This window comes from Bacteroides sp., assembly GCF_019417265.1.
Lineage (GTDB): Bacteria > Bacteroidota > Bacteroidia > Bacteroidales > Bacteroidaceae > Phocaeicola.
Genome location: NZ_DXVR01000050.1, coordinates 1 through 19,641 on the forward strand (window position 1 = coordinate 1; position 19,641 = coordinate 19,641).

Genomic DNA, 19,641 nt, shown 5'->3' on the forward strand with positions numbered 1-19,641 from the left:
GAGCGATTACCCAATGCTCATTTCCAATAAATTACACTCTTTTCGTAACTTCGCAACACGAAAATATGATTACAATAAAGCTTAATAATATGAAAACAAAAGTATTAAATCTAGCAAAATTATTTATCGCCGCAGTTGCAATAACATCGTGCAACAACAGCGAGGAACTGATTCCCTCAAAAGAAAAACATGTAGAATTCAACATGTCAGCATCTTCTTTGTCAAGAACTGCCACAACAGAGACAGGCGGCTCACTCACAACCACATTTATAGCCAATGACGAGGTGGGTGTATATGTTTATGAAGCAGAGACCAATGAACCTATTCTGAAAAATATAAAATGCACATTCAACGGAACACACTGGAACACTGCACAACCTATTAAAATCAGTCCTGAAAAATCATACAAATTTTACGCATATTATCCGTATAATAAAAATTTAGGTTCAGCCTCGGACATAGAATCGATAAACCTATCTGTCAAAAGCATACAAAAAGACGAATATGATACCAGCGATATTCTTATATCAAAGTCTGAGTATCCAGCATATACAGGGGAAAACAAAGAAAAGGCTACTGTAAATCTTTCATTCGAGCACGCATTCTCAATGATAGAAATAGAATTAAGCGGCGATGCAGGCAAGCTAAGTAACCCTATTGTGAAATTGGTAAACGTGGCAAATTCAGAATATATAAATTTAGAGACTAAAGAAATAACACTAACAGACAAAAAAGATACAGAAATTATTATGAACAAACAGGGAGAAATGAACCTATACAGGGCAATACTTCCTGCACAAGAAATTGCTGAAAACACTGAATTTTTGAGAATTACTGGCGAAAACGAAGAGTACAAAATAAGTACAAAGTCTAATTCTGGGAATAAATTTACATTAAATCAAGGTCAAATAGTAAAAATAGGTATCAGTACACTACCAAAATAATCAAAACATTCTCTGATTTACAGTAGACAAACTGTTCATTATCAAATTCTGTTAAACTTTTTAACCCTCATGATCATAAGTCATGAGGGTATTTTTATATAAAAAAACGGTGCAGGTTTATCATTATAAACCTGCACCGAATATATTTTAGCTTCCAGCCATTGTAATAAATATTATTCCTTTGGAAAATTCGGACTGTACAATAACGTGTTTTCACGAGTCATCAACTTTCCGTCCTTGACCCATTCATCGCCACGTTCGCTAAGATGTTCCACCATGGCGGCACGCAAATCGTCCATCTGCTTCCTGTACTTACGTTCTTTAGACACATCCTTAGTTTCCTTAGGGTCTTTCACCAAATCAAACAATTGCTCTTCACCTGTACGCACGAACCATATGTACTTAATTTTTCCATCAGTAAGCGCACACCAGTAATTATGCTGTGAATAGCAAGTAGCATGTTCCAGGTCAATCCATCTGCGCCACTTTGGAGTATCGCTTTCTATCAAAGCCAACAGCGGCTTTCCATCCATATCAGCAGGAACCTCTCTGCCTACCAGTGTGAGGAATGTAGGCAGGAAATCACGCAGTTCTACAGGATTTTCAATTGTAGTTCCGACAGGTCTCACAGCCTTCGTTCCTTTAGGAAATTTCACGATATACGGAATAGCAGATGATCCTTCGTAAGCATACGTCTTGCGCCAGTGATTATGATCGCCCATCATGTCGCCATGGTCGGACGTGAAACAGATTACGGTATTATCGTATATACCTTTCTCCTTAAGTGCCTTAATGATTCTTCCCACCTGCTCGTCAACAAAAGTCACCGAGGCATAGTAATGTTTCTTAGAATTCATGGCATATTCATCGCCAAATTGTCCGAAAGGTGCTACAAGATCAGTTTTAGGATTTGTCATATTCTCACCTATCTGCCTGCTCCATTCCCCTTTTGCCGGTGCCTCCATTTCTATGGAAGAATACATATCAAGAAAACGTTTTGGTGGGTCGTACGGGCTATGCGGACGCGCAAACGATATTTTCAGGAAGAGAGGTTTGGTGCCGTCGTAATGAGCTATAGTACTCACAGCTACATCACCCGTCCATGCTGTGGGATGAAGGCTTTCGTCCAATTTATATTCAGATGCTGCATGCTCGTTCCATCCAATACCAGTCTCATCTGGATTCTTGTCAGGAGCCACTGTCATAAACCACTTTCTGTAATCACTCATGAAATATGGTGATTCCACCCTTCCGCTCTCGTCCAATAGAGTAGCATGAAATCCATGTAAAGCATTCTGCGGTGTCCAATGCATTTTCCCTATTCCCAAAGTCAGATAACCACAATCGCGAAGCATTTGTGGCATTTCGTAACGGTAATGCTCAGCCACTTTGCCATATCCTAACATTCCGTGATGCCATGGTGACATTCCGGTAAGCAGTCCTGCTCTGGCAGGAGTACTACTGGGGGGTAGACGAATATGCATTATTGAAATAATAGCCATCAGCCGCCAAAGCATCTATGTTAGGAGTGATAATTCGCTCATTTCCGCTACAGCCTATTGCATCTGCTCTATGCTGGTCTGTAATAATGAAAATAATGTTTGGCTTATGTTTATCCTGTACGTCATATTGTGCATAAATAGCAGGAGAAACACAAATGGGAAATATAAATCCCGATAAACGATATAAATTTCTCATTTCTATAATAAATTAAATGTTCTACTTTCTTTAATATCATAAACCTATATATAAATGTCCAAAAGGTCTGCCTGCTCACGCAGACAGACCTATACACATTCATTATAACTACCTAATTATTTTATATAAGGCTCCAATCTGACATCCGTAATCTCTATTTCATCTCTTACGAAATCATGTCCGGCTGCTTTTGCCTGATCATTGGTGTAGAACCTAATATCAATACCCTTTCTATCTTCATCTGTAGCAGTATTAAACTTAGGCGCCCCCCACATTTGAGTATGCATTTTCGAGAAGTCAATATACAATGTATAGTCTTTCCATACATCTACATCCTCTTTAGGGTTACAAGTCGCTATTGTATTTATTATCGCTTCATGATTAGCAGAAATTGCAAACGAATTATTATCCGCATTGTTTCTGCATGTCACCATTATAGTAGCTCCTTTTACGGCATCCAGTTTTTCTTTATCACCATCCGGAATATACCTTCGTCCTTTTGCCTTAAACGTAAGTTTATATATTGGAGTTTTAAAAGTACCAATCATGTTACGACGATAGAAACCTGTATATACGTTATAATAACTATTGTTTACAGTTCCTATAGATTTATAGCTCAACTTAATGGCCTTATCCCATTCTTTATCCTGAGCCGTACTTGCAATAACTTCGGCATAACCAAGCCCCACCTGTGTCTTGTTTACAATACAGAACCATGTATCCTTCGTAAAATCTTTACGAGGTCCCTCTGACAATGTTTCAGTAATAGGTTTGATTATAACAAGTTTACCTTCTTCAGGATTAAAACCTTCAGTTATTTCATTTCCATTAGGTTGCCAATCCTTGATATTTCCTGTGCTGATTGAAATATCCGACTTCTTTGGATTGACATCCACCTTGATAGATGTATAATAGCCTTTGGCAAAATTTATGACTTCGTCATGTGATATAGAATGGTCTATACCATTTGATTTCACATTCAAGAGCACAGTATTTTTTTTAATTGACTGTTCAGGGACAAGCGCACAAAATGTCATATTACCCGTGTTATCCATCTTGATATTGGTAAGATGGCTTCCTGTGATTACATCTTCTTTAAAAAGATTTACATAAGCATCGTTGGCTAATCCTTGCAGCGTAACTTCAGCGTCTTCGGTAGCATCTTCACCTTCCAGAATTATTTCAACCAATGCCAAAGAATAGTTATATTTCAAATCAATTGTACTCTGTCCTTTTGTAGCCCTATGTCTGCTTGTAAAATGATTACTCGCCGTAAACCCGTCTGTTTCCTGGTCAGTACTAACTGAAAATGGAATATTCTCCATATCAGAAATATCGGCATTATAAGGATAATATGCATAATAAGTATAATATCCATCATAAGGAACATTAATATTCTCATTGGAAGGAATCCATTTTCCTTCTTTCAGTTCAAACCTGAAATTAGAAGCTACAGGCTGTAACTTATCATCAATGGCGAATATGCCTATTGCAGCATTCTCACCAAAAGCAAATTCGTATGCATTTTCTGTGTTACCTACAAAAGGGGCATCCTTAACTTCCATATCAAATTTAACTTCGCCACCGATACCCGGAATTTTTTCTTCTTTATTACTACACCCCATCATTACAGATGTAATTAAAGCAGTAAAAAGCAATTCTTTAGTTTTCATATTTTAAAGTTATTAAGTTATACATTCCTATTCTATTGGGATAAGCTTATAAAGATAACTTGCAGGCATAGAAACCTGGTCGGTCATCATAGGGAACTTACCATTCATAATCATATATTTATCAGTTTCTCCCTGACGGATACTGATGGAATAGCTTCCTCCCAATTCAAACAAAGTAAATACAGCCTCCTGCGATGTAGCATCATCTTTTCTGAAATAGGCGTTTGCAGCAACACTACGGCCATCGGTTATACTTTTCAGTATATATAGCCCGGTACCTTCGTCAAGTAAAAGATGCCATTTCTGCGAATCCGAGCCATCGGCTTTTTCGAATACTGGCAATGCCGCTTTACTGTTGGTCAGATACAATCCTTCATTATTCACTATATTATAATAAGATGTATTGTTTATTACCTGATGTACAACGGATACATTATCATCCACAGGAACTAAATCGAATACAAAGAGCGTTTCGTTAAGTCCGCCGGAGGACTTAGCCTCAACCCTGTTTCCATCTGAAACGAATACCATCCTACCGGTTTTGCCGGTAGTCATTATAGCATATTTGCCATTTATGCGATAAATATCAAATGAATGCAATTCGCTGTCATACTGTATATCGGACGATGTCCGGAAAGTTCCCTTATCTGTAATGAAACGTCCGTCCTGTGCATTTGATATCTTATATCTGCCGGAAGAAGGTTCTGTAGAAATGACCCACTCCTGACGTTGCGGATTCACCAAATCTTCATCTTTTGTCCAAACCGGGAAATCTCCAGTACGATTGGCATTGGCATTTGCATTGGTAAGCCACATTCCATCACATTTTATATAATACTTTCCACCATCAAGCACTTCCATAGGGAAAAGATCGGCACGGTAAGTATGGTTTTTCTTATACATTCGCACCAGATATTTCAGTGTGCGGTTTATAAAAGGAGAAACTACATCGCTCGCTACTGCCGGATTAGGCTTTTTTATGGAACCTTCAAAATCTCTTGAGATAATGCCTTTCTGTTCCTGCTCAAGTGCTATCTGCTTTTCATAATAATCCACAAAAGCCTTTTCATCATTATTTTCAAGAGCATCATACATACTGACGATTAGTTTTCCCCTCTCTCCTATCAGTTTCATTACTCTTACCCAAGGAGTGATTTCAACCATAAGTTCAGGCTCGGCAGAAGATGACATGAGTTCGTCGGCAGAATGTATCATCTTGCCGAATTCATTGCCAATGGCTTCAAGTTGCACTTTATCGTATGCAGAAGCATTTTCGCCCTCGAACCTTTCTATCAAGGTACGGAAGTCATCAGACTCACCGGCACGTCTTAACCCATGCCTGCTGGCGCCCAAATCGACATTATGTCCACAGAAAATTCTAAAAGCATCAAGATTATCGCCCATTACATACTTCAAGGCGTTATGCCATGACTCCTGTTCATCATATTTCTCCATATTCCATGTGTAATCGGCTATGCTATAGAGTGATACTTTTGAAGCTTCAGCATATTCCATCGGATTGGAAACAAATCCGCTTACCTTCGATGCAATAGTTTTGTCGTTTCCATATGTCGGCCCCATAAGAAGGTGGTCGATGCAGAAATCATTGACAGGATAGTTAAGCCATACATATGCATTCCTGTCTATACGACTGTTTATCCAGTCCATATCCGCCTCGTCTATCATATCTACTACAGTATTTCCGGTCCACATAATATGTATATCCTTGTCCAACCTATCGCCAAGCAAAGGCAAATAAGTATCTCCTGCCCATCCCTTGTTGTATTCGGTAGGACACATAATAAGCGGAGTTATATCATGGTGTTTTTCCACAAATTCCTTTTGCAGGAAATTAAGATAATCAGCCTGGCGGTCTGCCCTTGACTGTTCTTCTCCGAAAATATCATCGAAGAATATGGCAAACGAACGTATTCCGAGTTCATACATTTTCTCCAACTTGTTAATAGAACTCATACGGTCTTCTTCTGTCCACTGTATATCTTTTCCAGGATGCAAAGCCCATACGAAATGAACCTTGTTTTTTGCAGCGGCAGCGGCCAGTTCGGATATTCTCTTCGCCATATCTTCGGGATATGGTTCTCTCCAGTATTCACGATGATATGGGTCGTCCTTAGGTCCATAGATATAGATATTGAATTTGTTTTCGCCATAGAATTCAAATTGGCGTAACCTGTCTTTATGGCTCCAGGGATTACCATAAAAGCCTTCTACAACACCCCTCTGTGGCACATCGGGATAATCGGTGATGGTAAGGCAATAAAAGCTCTCATTTTGCATAATCTGTAGCAGCGTCTGCACACCGTAGAAAGTTCCGGCCTCATCATTTCCTGCCACAACGATTGCGTCATTACTGATTCTCAAATAATAGCCTTCGTTTTTACCGGGTATATATTCCGAGTATTTTTTTACAGAACGGTCGCCTCTCTCGCCAATTATCAGTTTAAGGCCTTTCTTCGACTCCGTAAAATTCTCCTTAATGAGATTTAAAGCATCCTGGTCAGCTTCTTTCCCACCTATAATCTTTACTGATTGAGACTTTCTGAACACCACATCGGACCATTCGGTCAACTGGGGACGAGGAGAGATATGAACTTTCTGCGAATTGGCATATATGCCACACCCTAAAAGCAAAAGCATGAATATAAATTTCCGTCTTTTCATAAATTAGTTATAATTGTTTTCGTCAATATGAAATATATGATTTTCAAACATAGTCATCAGACCTGCGGTCATAAAAAACGCTCTGCAAATTAAGATATTTATTATTATTATCAATATACCATTATATTATATCTATACAACAAATTCATAAAATGGATGGCAAAAGGACATTAATTAGCATTTTATCGAAAAAACATTTGTCTATATTCTAAATTTTCAGCTGTAAATTATCCGAATTTCCATAAAACATTTTCATTTCAAATTTGATTATACTGATTATTTTTTTAATTTTGCAATTAATTCAGTAAAACTGCAAACTATACCCATGACATAAATGGCATTATAATCAATACATAATAAAATAAAAATACCTTGTAATAAAATGACAACCTTAATAAAACTTTTACAACACTTGCATAGGCATATCATTTTGACGACAATTTTTATTGCTTATCATTTACCTTTATTCTCAGCCCATAACATATCCATATATCGTAACACGAATGGTTTATGTTCGAACTCTATAGAATATATTTGCAAAGACAGTTCCGGAATCATGTATTTCTGCTCTATGGCCGGATTGTCCGTTTTCGACGGCAGTACTTTCACCACGTATAACTCTACGAATATTAAGAATTTCCCAAACCGTATAAAACAGATTTTACCTATCAATAAATACCAGATGCTGATATTAAGCGACAATCGGAAGTTGTACGTATGGGACAAACTATATAACAGCATAAAAGAACTGGAAATCGACAACGAAAAAATCACCGACATTTCATCCATAGTATATGGCGAGAACGACGAACTATTCATTTCATGCTACAACGGAACTATTTGGCATTCAGACTCATTGAGCATAGCTATAAATAAAGGAAGAAGCGTTACGACAAAGAACATATGTAAAGTTTTGCCGTCGATAAAGTCACTGTATGTTACCAACGAAACAATATATGCAGCAACATCGAAAGATATGCTATACAAAATCAAGAATGACAAAAAAGGATACGACATCGATTCCTTAAGCATAAACGATCCGAAATCAAGCGTAAATACCATATTTGAGTTCAACAGTTATCTGCTTGTGGGAAGCAACTCCGGACTTTACCTGTTCGACATATCCGAAAATGGTGACAAAAAACACATAAGGAACTATCTTAGAAAAGAAACTATAACTGCACTTGGAGTATACAACGGCAAACTCTACATCGGGACAGAAGGGAAAGGCTTGTTTTTTATGGATATATCCGAATTAGGTAAAAAAAATGAACCATACAAGGATAACAATCTCATTTTATCAGACAGATTCAGATTCGTCACTTCCATCAATACGTCCAAAGACGGTGTATGGATAGGGTCATGGCTAGAAGGTACTTTAAGATTACACTTACAAAACGATATGTACAAACAAGTGACTGCCAGACCCGAAGTAAATGATTACAACACATTCTCTAATATAATATGGGATTCATGGCAATCCGAAAACGACTCTATCTTATATCTTGGAACTAACGGGAAAGGACTATGTAGATATAAATATGGCGATAAGAATTTTCATGAGGTAGATACTATATTTACACGGTTATTTACCCTCTTCAAAGATTCGACAAGCAGGTACTTATATGTTGGTACATGGAAAACCGGACTGCACAAATACGATTTGGAACAAGGGAAGTATGTCCCCATAGGATTTCCAAATATGAAAGGCGACAGGGTTTTTACCATTTCAAGATACGACAAGGAAAACCTTTTTATAGGGCTCCAGTCCAGAGGCCTGTGGCTATATAACGATATCAAGGAAACAGTTTCAAGAATAGATATGGGCAAAAATTCCGAATTTCTAAATATCAGGGATGTGAAACAGTGCCCATACGGAAAAGGATATTGGATTGCGACATACAATAACGGACTTTATTACATCGAGCTTGACAAAGACCATTCTGTCAGGACTTTAAAACACTATGATGATTTCAACAGTTTCTACAGGTTAAAGTCTATAACCATATCAGGCAAAGAAGAACTGCTGGTTTCTACTACAGACGGTATATTGAAACTGGAAATAAACGAGAACGGAGTATGTACGCTTAAAAAGAAATTGCTGAAAGGGTATTTGGTAAATGACACACGGATAATCAACGATTCTACCATTATGGCTGCAACGCATACAGGTGTAGTAAAATTAATAAATGATGAGAAAAACTTTTCTTTCAGGGATAATGATATTTTTTACAAACTAAAACCTACTACGGACAACAAACTAATGTTGTGCGGTACATCAGGATTGTGGATAACAGACAACAATTTTCACAATATGTACGGCAGCAAAGCTTATATCAAATCACTAAACGTAAACGGAGAAAGAGTATTAGCCGGTGATTCCACAACCAAAAGATTAAAATACGACATAGTATATGCCGACACGCTGTACCTGGAAGCAGACGACAAAAACATATCATTCCAACTCTCAGCCATAAAAAGCTTCCCGGAGATGTGGGATAAAATATATTATAAGATATCGGGAATAGACAAGAAATGGAATACACTAGACAATTATTTCACTTCCATTACCTATAATAATATCCCGGCAGGCAAATATTCTCTAATGGTTCGTTTAAACACGACCGAAAACAGAGACGGTGAAAAGATTCTCACTATTTTGAAAAAAGAATACTGGTATCTTTCAGAAACAGCATATTTCATTTATGCAATATTATTTGTTTTATTCTTTATCGCATTATCGTATTACATGAAAAGGAATTACGCACGTAAGGTAAAATACAACATGCTGATAATGGAGAAAAAGAAGGAAAAAGAGCTGACAGAGCAGAAAATACGTTTTTTCACAAACGTATCACACGATATAAAATCACCTCTGACACTTATATTGTCGCCTATTAGCGATTTGCTGAATTCCAAGTCTATGCCTGAAGAGTTCATTCCAAGACTGAAATCAATGCAAATAAACGGAGAGCACTTAATAAGGAAAGTAAACAGAGTGCTGAACTTTAAAGATGTTGAAAATGAGACAGAACCAGTAAAGACAGAAGATTATTTGGCCAAAAATATGCTGTTCGAAATAATTGTACCATTCAAGGAATATGCCCAGTCAAAAGGCCTCAATTTAAGTATTTCATTCTCCTGCAACCTAAACGAGCATATTGTCATAAGGACAGACAGAAGCAAAATAGAATCTGTTTTGGAAAATATCATATCAAATGCCATCAAATACACACCGGAAAACGGAGAGGTCAGAATAAACTGCTATTTGAAAGAAGATAACAGAATAAGCATATCAATAGACGATACCGGCAAAGGTATTCCGGAAGAGGTCAGGCCTTATATTTTCGACAGATATTACAGGGTATCAAACGAAATGGAGGGAAGCGGTATAGGACTATATCTTGTGAAACACTACCTTGAGCTTTTGAATGGAACGATAAGAATTGAACCAAAAGAAGAAAAAGGTACCAGATTTGTCATAGAGTTACCTTTGCCGGACAATTGCCATTCAAGCATATCAACAGGAATGGAAGACAACACGGAAGACGGTAACAACACAACAAATTGCGTACTCATAGTGGACGATAATAAGGAAATCAGGGAATTACTAAAAGATGCTCTCAAAAATAAATACAAAGTATTCGAAGCCACAAATGGGAACATGGCAATAGAAATCATGAATAGAGAAATTCCTGATATTATTTTAAGCGATTATATGATGCCTGACATGAATGGTCTGGAATTGTGCCAGAATGTAAAGAAGAATGTACTGACATCTCATATCCCATTTATTATGTTATCTGCATATTCGTCGGATGATATTAGGAAAAAGTGTTGGGAAAACGGAGTCGACCTGTTCGAGGAAAAGCCTTTCAACGTACAGGTGCTTAGAATCAAGATAGCGAATATCATCCATAACAGGAAATTGCTGAAACATTCATTCAGGATTGCTATGCCAAATTCCGTACAAGAGGAAAATGGTACAAAATATAATCCGGAAGAGACATTCCTTATAGAAATAAACGACATCATTGAAAAAAACAAGGATAATTCAAGATTCATGGCACAAGACCTTGCTGACAACATGAACATTGGATACGACCAACTGTACAGAAAACTGAAATCTATTTCAGGATTATCCATAAACAGCTACATAAGGACATACAGGTTGAATGTAGCTGCCATGATGTTGAAGAGTGGCAATTACAACATTACAGAAGTTCTCTACAGTGTAGGGTTCAACAACCCTTCGTATTTTACGAAATGTTTCAAGAAACAGTTCGGAGTACTTCCTTCTGAATATGTTGAAACAGAAGAGGAGCAACCTATAATAATATCCCGGCAGGCAAATATTCTCTAATGGTTCGTTTAAACACGACCGAAAACAGAGACGGTGAAAAGATTCTCACTATTTTGAAAAAAGAATACTGGTATCTTTCAGAAACAGCATATTTCATTTATGCAATATTATTTGTTTTATTCTTTATCGCATTATCGTATTACATGAAAAGGAATTACGCACGTAAGGTAAAATACAACATGCTGATAATGGAGAAAAAGAAGGAAAAAGAGCTGACAGAGCAGAAAATACGTTTTTTCACAAACGTATCACACGATATAAAATCACCTCTGACACTTATATTGTCGCCTATTAGCGATTTGCTGAATTCCAAGTCTATGCCTGAAGAGTTCATTCCAAGACTGAAATCAATGCAAATAAACGGAGAGCACTTAATAAGGAAAGTAAACAGAGTGCTGAACTTTAAAGATGTTGAAAATGAGACAGAACCAGTAAAGACAGAAGATTATTTGGCCAAAAATATGCTGTTCGAAATAATTGTACCATTCAAGGAATATGCCCAGTCAAAAGGCCTCAATTTAAGTATTTCATTCTCCTGCAACCTAAACGAGCATATTGTCATAAGGACAGACAGAAGCAAAATAGAATCTGTTTTGGAAAATATCATATCAAATGCCATCAAATACACACCGGAAAACGGAGAGGTCAGAATAAACTGCTATTTGAAAGAAGATAACAGAATAAGCATATCAATAGACGATACCGGCAAAGGTATTCCGGAAGAGGTCAGGCCTTATATTTTCGACAGATATTACAGGGTATCAAACGAAATGGAGGGAAGCGGTATAGGACTATATCTTGTGAAACACTACCTTGAGCTTTTGAATGGAACGATAAGAATTGAACCAAAAGAAGAAAAAGGTACCAGATTTGTCATAGAGTTACCTTTGCCGGACAATTGCCATTCAAGCATATCAACAGGAATGGAAGACAACACGGAAGACGGTAACAACACAACAAATTGCGTACTCATAGTGGACGATAATAAGGAAATCAGGGAATTACTAAAAGATGCTCTCAAAAATAAATACAAAGTATTCGAAGCCACAAATGGGAACATGGCAATAGAAATCATGAATAGAGAAATTCCTGATATTATTTTAAGCGATTATATGATGCCTGACATGAATGGTCTGGAATTGTGCCAGAATGTAAAGAAGAATGTACTGACATCTCATATCCCATTTATTATGTTATCTGCATATTCGTCGGATGATATTAGGAAAAAGTGTTGGGAAAACGGAGTCGACCTGTTCGAGGAAAAGCCTTTCAACGTACAGGTGCTTAGAATCAAGATAGCGAATATCATCCATAACAGGAAATTGCTGAAACATTCATTCAGGATTGCTATGCCAAATTCCGTACAAGAGGAAAATGGTACAAAATATAATCCGGAAGAGACATTCCTTATAGAAATAAACGACATCATTGAAAAAAACAAGGATAATTCAAGATTCATGGCACAAGACCTTGCTGACAACATGAACATTGGATACGACCAACTGTACAGAAAACTGAAATCTATTTCAGGATTATCCATAAACAGCTACATAAGGACATACAGGTTGAATGTAGCTGCCATGATGTTGAAGAGTGGCAATTACAACATTACAGAAGTTCTCTACAGTGTAGGGTTCAACAACCCTTCGTATTTTACGAAATGTTTCAAGAAACAGTTCGGAGTACTTCCTTCTGAATATGTTGAAACAGAAGAGGAGCAACAATAGTTTAATCCCCTTGCTGTCCGGAATTGGCAGCAAGGGGATGATTATAAAAGATTAATGATAACACTGATTTATGTCAAAAGGTATACCGACCAAGTCATTAAGTTTTTCAAACAGTTCTGAACAAGCCACTTCATCCAAGGCTTGTACCGTTTTCACCATATTGGTTGAATCAACAGGCAAGAACTGAGGATTATCGCATAACTTGCCAATGTTTATAAATACATTTCCATTAAACCTATTCCTTTTAGGGAGTCCGTCATTAGGCATATAATCATTCATATAAGGATATTGAACGGCATATGGCGGATTAAGATAATCTACAACTTTGAGCCTTTGTTCAAACAATCCTCCATCAGTCATAAGTGTATTGCTCCATGTCTGGAGACGATTGTCAATATGTACTCCTATCTGTCCACCTACAAAAATATTCCTATTATAAATGTTGTCCGAACCACCCCCCAATAAGACCGTGAACTTTCCAGCATTATAGAACAAATTCTCCTCTACTGTAAGGCCACATGCGCCATCATCATGGTAGACTGCACACGTATTATACACATCCGGAATATTCGAGAAAACATTATGTCGCAATATGGAACCGCACTCAGAAGGATCTCTACCATAGTAAAAGGCTCCCTGATCTTCCACCTCAAGACATACATCGTGTATATAGTTTCCCTCTATCAAATGATTGTTCCCATGAAGGAGTATTGCCATACTTGGAGCGTTATATATCTCGCATCCTATTATCTTATTACCACAGTCGGTGATATGCACGGCGGGTTTATACGAATGTTCAAGGCGGTTATTGTCGAAGAACTTACAATTCTTCACCACGTTATTACCTGGAAGCAAGTCCTTTCTGTTTCCACCGGCCAATGATATTGCACCGGAACCAAGATTATAAAACTCACAGTTTTCAATGATATTATCATGACCACCATTACGGTCGAAAGCAGTATCCGCATAGATATGCTGCTGAAGGCTGCCAATGATTCCCCTGACAGGTTCACCTATACCTTCATGCCTGTATTCGGCAAAAGGTTTAATACCAAGCCCCACCTGTATTGCCCAACTTCCAGAGTTACGAAAAATACAATTAGTAATTTTCACTTTTTCTGTATTACACATGGATATATTTACAGCCCTGGATTTTTCAAAAATTATACCATTAATATTTATACCGGACGCATCATAAATATCAAAAAACGGTTCTTCCAAAACTGATATATCAATGCTGTTGATCATACAGTCAGGCGAAATAAAATACAGTTTGTCTTCATCAGAGTCAATATAATATTCTCCGGGCATATCAATCTCTTCAAGAATATTGAATGCATACCATTTGTTCCATTTATATCCGGAATAAAAGCCATACAAAGTCGCACCGTCTGTACTGATAGTTCCCTTTGTTGTGTTTATGTTCTTTATACGCAATGCATCATCTGCATAACCCCACTTGAAATATCCTGAAATCCACATATTATCTCTAAACTTCCATTTTGAGATACGAAGAGAATCATATTCAAATACAGCTCCACGATTGGAATGGTCACCATCCCGCGGCACAGAACCGGCATCGACTATCTTACCCATTTTTATCATTCCCGAGTTAGGCCAACGTGAAAGTAGCATAGGTATGTCATTCAGAAACAACTCTCCAAAAGAATTAACCGACGGACGAGCAAAACCAATATTTTTTATTTCTCCGTAATTAATGTCATAAGACGACAAATCTACACTCTTCAAACCGACATTGCCAATCTTATCATCCTTGACAGAGGAAACAGGGATGGATATACCTCCTGAAAAGACAACTTCTTCTCCATTATAGGCAGATAATACAAGATTAGAAAAATTTTTATCCAATTCATATCCTTTATTGAAACGGTAATATCCTTTACGGAACAATAGGGTGATTATGGAACTATCACCCTTTATCCTTTCATTGCGTACAAAAGATAAAGCAGACTCTATGTCTGTATATGGGAATTCCATACTTCCGTCAGACTTATTTTCAGCTACAGAAAAATTGCAATCTATATAAATAATTTTATTGCTGTTACAAGAGAATGTTAAAACAGAAATCAACAAAATAATCCAAAACTTATTACACATATAATTAAAAATTAAATATTTACACAAAGAAATAGATTATCGAACCTACATATTATTATAATTCTGTAAAAATCTAACACTTTCTCGTTAAAGACTGAGAATACCTGATAAAAAACAGAACAACCTTATCATTATATACTCCACCCCATTCTGAATAATCCTGCTACTCCACTAAAGTGTCCATTATGAACATAATGCAATGCAGGCTGAACGTAAAGGTTTTTCCTCAATTGAATTTTGCAGGTTAATTCCGATGCTACCTCATATTCTGTTGAGAAAGTTGCATATCCTACAAAAGCACCGGCCTCTATATTTTTTCCAAGTTCCACCAGTGACCCTATGCCGAAATAGTTTTTACATTCCGCATCCTTATACAGCGAACCTGAAGCCTGCAACAGCAAATAAACCTTGTCTGATAATTTCCGTTCAGCATATCCCCATAACACTCCGTTCACTTTATTTTCTTTTTTCTGTTCCGGAAGTTCTTCAGTTCCCTCCACATCAGAAACACTGACGCTGCTACATACAGCACCGCCCATATAATAACAGCCAGCATCATTAGTATAGTTTAAAGAAGTTACACCTATCACTCCATCAGAAGACGGACAGAAACGAAACACATTATCTCTTCCCCAAAAGTTTTTATATCCTTTTCCATTATATACAGAAACCTCAAAGTCTATTTTATCCAACGACAATCTATAATCTATTTCCAAAGAGGCACAAGGATAATTGGCCAAAGGATAATTTACTGACAATGTAGGAAATATTCCGCATGAACTGTTGGTAAACAAAGAAGTAACAGGGGAGGTAAAATAATCCTCGTTAAGATTTCGGACACCAATGAATAGTGCAGAAGCACCGTTTTTCCATTCCAGTCCTATCACAGCAGGAGCCAACGGAGTATTTTCCTCTTCAATATTTGAAAAAGTAAGCCTGTCGTCCATCAGTCCGTCAGCCGTTGTTTCCGAAATACTTACCGTTGCCATGGCGAAACTTATATTACGCACCGGACTGTATGTAAAATCTGTACGAAGTAGATTAACCCAGTTAACTTTCTTACGGAAATCAGTCTGCATTTCTGTAGTATATTCCATTCCGAGATCCGTATTACCGGCATTAAGGTGGAGGGTGCCAATTATCAAGGCACCCGCCATCATTCTTATTCTTTTTACTGTCATTTCCCATTTAAATTTTCAATTATAACCATTTTACAAATTTTCTTATATACCAGCTCTTTATCATCTGTGTGAGAACACAGTAGGACAACAATATTCCGAATAGCCATGGGAAATAGCTCAACGGTAGAGGTTGCAAGCCTATGGCACTTCCGAAACTGCTGAAAGGTATGAACAGACCGATGGCAACAATTATCACTGTAAGGCATCCAACCTGCCGGGATGAACGGCTCTGTATGAAAGGTATCTTGCGGGTTCTTATCATATGGACAATAAGAGTCTGCGACAAAAGTCCTTCGACAAACCAGCCTGACTGGAACAGAGCCTGATGTTCCACAGAATTACATCCGAAAACATACCACATCACTACATATGTCAGTATATCGAATATGGAGCTTATAGGTCCTATATACATCATGAAACGACTCAAATCAGAAGCATCCCAACGACGAGGTCTCTTTAGATACTCCGCATCCATCTTGTCGAAAGGTATTGTAGTCTGCGACACGTCATACAGCAGATTCTGTATCAGCAGATGAATAGGCATCATAGGCAGGAAAGGCAAGAGCGCACTGCTTTCTCTGAGTATCCTCCACCACTACCGACATGCGGCGACGTGTAAAGTCGAAAGGTATTTCATCTACTTTACGGTAATTATCTTTCAGATATTCAAGCGAAAGGTCTTTCACGTGCGAAAGAATAGCCTTGTCCATAAGGTTTTTCAGTCCGGTCTGGAAAAAACTGTTGAAATAGGCATGACGCAGGATACGCTTGTTCTCGTCGTTGCTGCCATCGGCATTGATATATTTTTCAAGGACTATCTGGTCGCAAGTCAATGTGCCGGTCTTGTCCGTACACAGTATGTTCATTGCTCCGAAATTCTGAATGGCATTAAGGTCTTTTACTATAGTCTTCTTTTTCGACATAGCAACGGCTCCTTTAGACAAGTTGGCAGTAACAATCATCGGAAGCATCTCAGGAGTAAGGCCTACAGCCACAGATACTGCAAATATGAAAGCCTCAAGCCAATCGCCTTTGGTAATACCGTTAACAAGAAAAACAAAAGGAATCATCACAAGCATAAAGCGTATGAGCAAGAAGCTTACCTTACTGATACCCTTGTCGAAGGCTGTAGCGGCACGATGTCCTGCTATACTGCGTGCAATAGTGCCAAGATATGTATTATTTCCTGTAGCAAGAACTATACCGACACCGGAACCGCTTACTACATTAGAGCCCATGAAACAGATATTACCCAGTTCCACCACACTGCCACTCTTTGCGCCCTTACAGTCCGGTGTTTTTTCTATAGGATCCGATTCTCCAGTCAGCGATGCCTGACTTACAAACAGGTCTTTAGCCTCAACAATTCGCACATCGGCTGGAATCATATCTCCGGCAGCTATTCTCACTACATCTCCCGGAACAAGTTCCGTAATGCTTATCTCGCATGTATCGTCATTGTCCTGCCTTATTACACTGCAAGTATTGGTTACCATCTTAAGTAAGGCCTCGCTCGATACATTTGCCTTCCACTCCTGCCAGAAACGAAGTATCGAACTTGATACAACCATTACAGATATGATTATTATGGCAGTCCAGTCCTGTTCACCCGGTGCGGCAAGAGCCACATCAAGAATAAACGAAACAATGACCAATATGGTAAGAACACCTATAAACGGATTTATGAACGCCTTGACAAAAACTGATATAGGATTTTTCTTTTTCTCATGTTCCACCTCGTTCGCTCCATACTCGGAACGGCGGATTTCCACTTCTTCAGCAGAAAGCCCTCGCGGGTTGGTCTGAAAATAGTTGAATACTGAGCCTACAGGCTGTGAAGCAGCAAGAAACACTTTCTCTGCATTAAAAGCTGAATTTGGTCCGAATTTTTTCTTCCTCAACATTGTTCTTTCTTTTTCAGCGTTATACATTAGGTTTAATTTCACGCTGCAAAAGTAGTATGAAGCGGTTTCGAACAGTGTTAGAAGACTATTAGAACGGTATTAGAATTCCATTAGAATGATGTTTAAAGATGCTCCATTTCGACCACGAATGTTGTTCCCTTTCCCTCATCGGACAATACGTTTATTTTACCCTGATGAAGATTTATTATCTTCCAGGCCAGAGCCATATCTCTGCCTCTGCCACAATATCACGGATTGGCTTTAATGCCGCACGCGAAAGATAATATCCGGAAACGAACAAAAGACTCAGTCCGATAACAAACAATACTATAAGTGCATTAAGAAGAGAGGAGAGATTATCATATCCATATCCGTCATACGCAGCTGCTGTAACCACATATTTTCTTCCTCCATAGTCATAAAGCATACCTATACACTGATAACCGTCAACATAAAACTCCATATCGCCATCAGTCACTATGGTCTGTATCATAGCGCTGTCCTCCTTTATTATATCGTTCTGCACTGCGTCGTGATAGAGCATAAGGAATGAAGTGTCATACACAGCCACTTCAACCTCATTGATAAACTTGCGGTTATTAAGATATATAGACTGCATCACTTCCGAGTCCACCTGCCCTCCCAAGAAGAGATGGACCTTGGTCACAGCCTCGCTCCTGAGGTCATGAAAAAATGTTTTGCTCCGGATATGCTCGCTCGCCACATATACCAATGACAGGCACAGCACGAAAACAGCTGCCGTTACAAGCGAATTTTTAAGAGTTAGTGCGGTTCTTATCTTCATAGCGGTTTATCTGTCAGAATATGATACAGAGTCCGGCCTTACAGTCTGTGGCGATGAATATCTTTTCAGCAATACCCTGATACGTGCGTTAAGTTCCCTGAAATCAAATGGCTTCAACATATAGTCATCTGCTCCGGCATCAAAACCATCAAGTTTATCATCGGTAGAACCAAGAGCCGTAAGCATAAGCACCGGTACATCCGGATTAATTTTCCTTATCTCCTTGCATAAACCGAAACCGTCAAGCCCGGGAAGAACGATATCCGAGATTACCAGATGAAACTCATTTGAGCGAAACAGGCGCAAGCCCATCTCTCCATCGTATGCCACCATTACACTATATCCATTCTCCTCAAGTCCGGCTTTCAGCAGATCGGCTACACGCTTCTCATCTTCTACTATCAATATACTCTGCATATGGTCATAAGTTTAGTTAATCAATCAGTCCTAACGAACGGGCAGTGAACACGAAATAAACGGACAGTGAACACAGTGTCTTTTCCTGATTTTGGTTGACTGTTATAATGTCATTACCACTGATTATAG

The 19,641-nt window shown here is 38.2% G+C and carries 7 protein-coding genes and 4 pseudogenes; 3 read left to right on the forward strand and 8 right to left on the reverse strand.

Features of this window, described 5'->3' with window-relative positions; translation table 11 throughout:
* Window positions 1–944: fimbrillin family protein (locus tag QZ379_RS07585; protein ID WP_291562657.1), on the forward strand; the 944-nt coding region annotated here is incomplete at its 5' end.
* Between the two features lie 173 nt (window positions 945–1,117).
* On the opposite strand, the pseudogene QZ379_RS07590 reads toward QZ379_RS07585, so the two are convergent.
* From QZ379_RS07590 to QZ379_RS07600, 3 genes and pseudogenes are all read right to left on the reverse strand, one after another.
* Window positions 1,118–2,642, reverse strand: a pseudogene (locus QZ379_RS07590) (arylsulfatase).
* Window positions 2,643–2,758: 116 nt separating this feature from the next.
* A complete protein-coding gene (locus tag QZ379_RS07595; protein WP_291562658.1) occupies window positions 2,759–4,315 on the reverse strand; it encodes a fimbrillin family protein in 1,557 nt (518 codons plus the stop codon).
* A gap of 27 nt (window positions 4,316–4,342) precedes the next feature.
* Complete coding sequence (locus tag QZ379_RS07600; RefSeq protein ID WP_291562660.1) at window positions 4,343–6,997, reverse strand: beta-N-acetylglucosaminidase domain-containing protein; 2,655 nt, start codon at window positions 6,995–6,997, stop codon at window positions 4,343–4,345.
* Between the two features lie 556 nt (window positions 6,998–7,553).
* Here QZ379_RS07600 and QZ379_RS07605 point away from each other — a divergent pair.
* Together QZ379_RS07605 and QZ379_RS07610 are read left to right on the forward strand one after the other, a co-directional pair.
* Window positions 7,554–11,360: an ATP-binding protein gene (locus QZ379_RS07605; RefSeq protein WP_291562662.1), complete on the forward strand. Its 3,807-nt coding sequence runs from the start codon at window positions 7,554–7,556 to the stop codon at window positions 11,358–11,360.
* 143 nt (window positions 11,361–11,503) lie between these two features.
* Window positions 11,504–13,087, forward strand: coding sequence for an ATP-binding protein (locus QZ379_RS07610; RefSeq protein WP_291562665.1), 1,584 nt, complete (start codon window positions 11,504–11,506; stop codon window positions 13,085–13,087).
* 51 nt (window positions 13,088–13,138) lie between these two features.
* Here the strand turns inward: QZ379_RS07610 and QZ379_RS07615 are convergent, their stop codons facing one another.
* The 5 genes and pseudogenes from QZ379_RS07615 to QZ379_RS07635 all read right to left on the reverse strand — a co-directional run.
* Window positions 13,139–15,085, reverse strand: a complete 1,947-nt coding sequence (locus QZ379_RS07615) for a right-handed parallel beta-helix repeat-containing protein (RefSeq protein WP_291562666.1) — start codon at window positions 15,083–15,085, stop codon at window positions 13,139–13,141.
* Between the two features lie 251 nt (window positions 15,086–15,336).
* Window positions 15,337–16,386 (reverse strand): hypothetical protein, encoded by a 1,050-nt coding sequence (locus tag QZ379_RS07620; RefSeq protein WP_291562668.1) that lies wholly within the window; start codon window positions 16,384–16,386, stop codon window positions 15,337–15,339.
* Between the two features lie 19 nt (window positions 16,387–16,405).
* Window positions 16,406–18,290, reverse strand: a pseudogene (locus tag QZ379_RS07625) (HAD-IC family P-type ATPase).
* A gap of 229 nt (window positions 18,291–18,519) precedes the next feature.
* A pseudogene (locus tag QZ379_RS07630) lies at window positions 18,520–19,095 on the reverse strand (two-component sensor histidine kinase); the annotation flags it as partial.
* A 60-nt stretch (window positions 19,096–19,155) separates the two neighbouring features.
* Window positions 19,156–19,512, reverse strand: a pseudogene (locus QZ379_RS07635) (response regulator); the annotation flags it as partial.
* Between the last annotated feature and the right edge of the window lie 129 nt (window positions 19,513–19,641).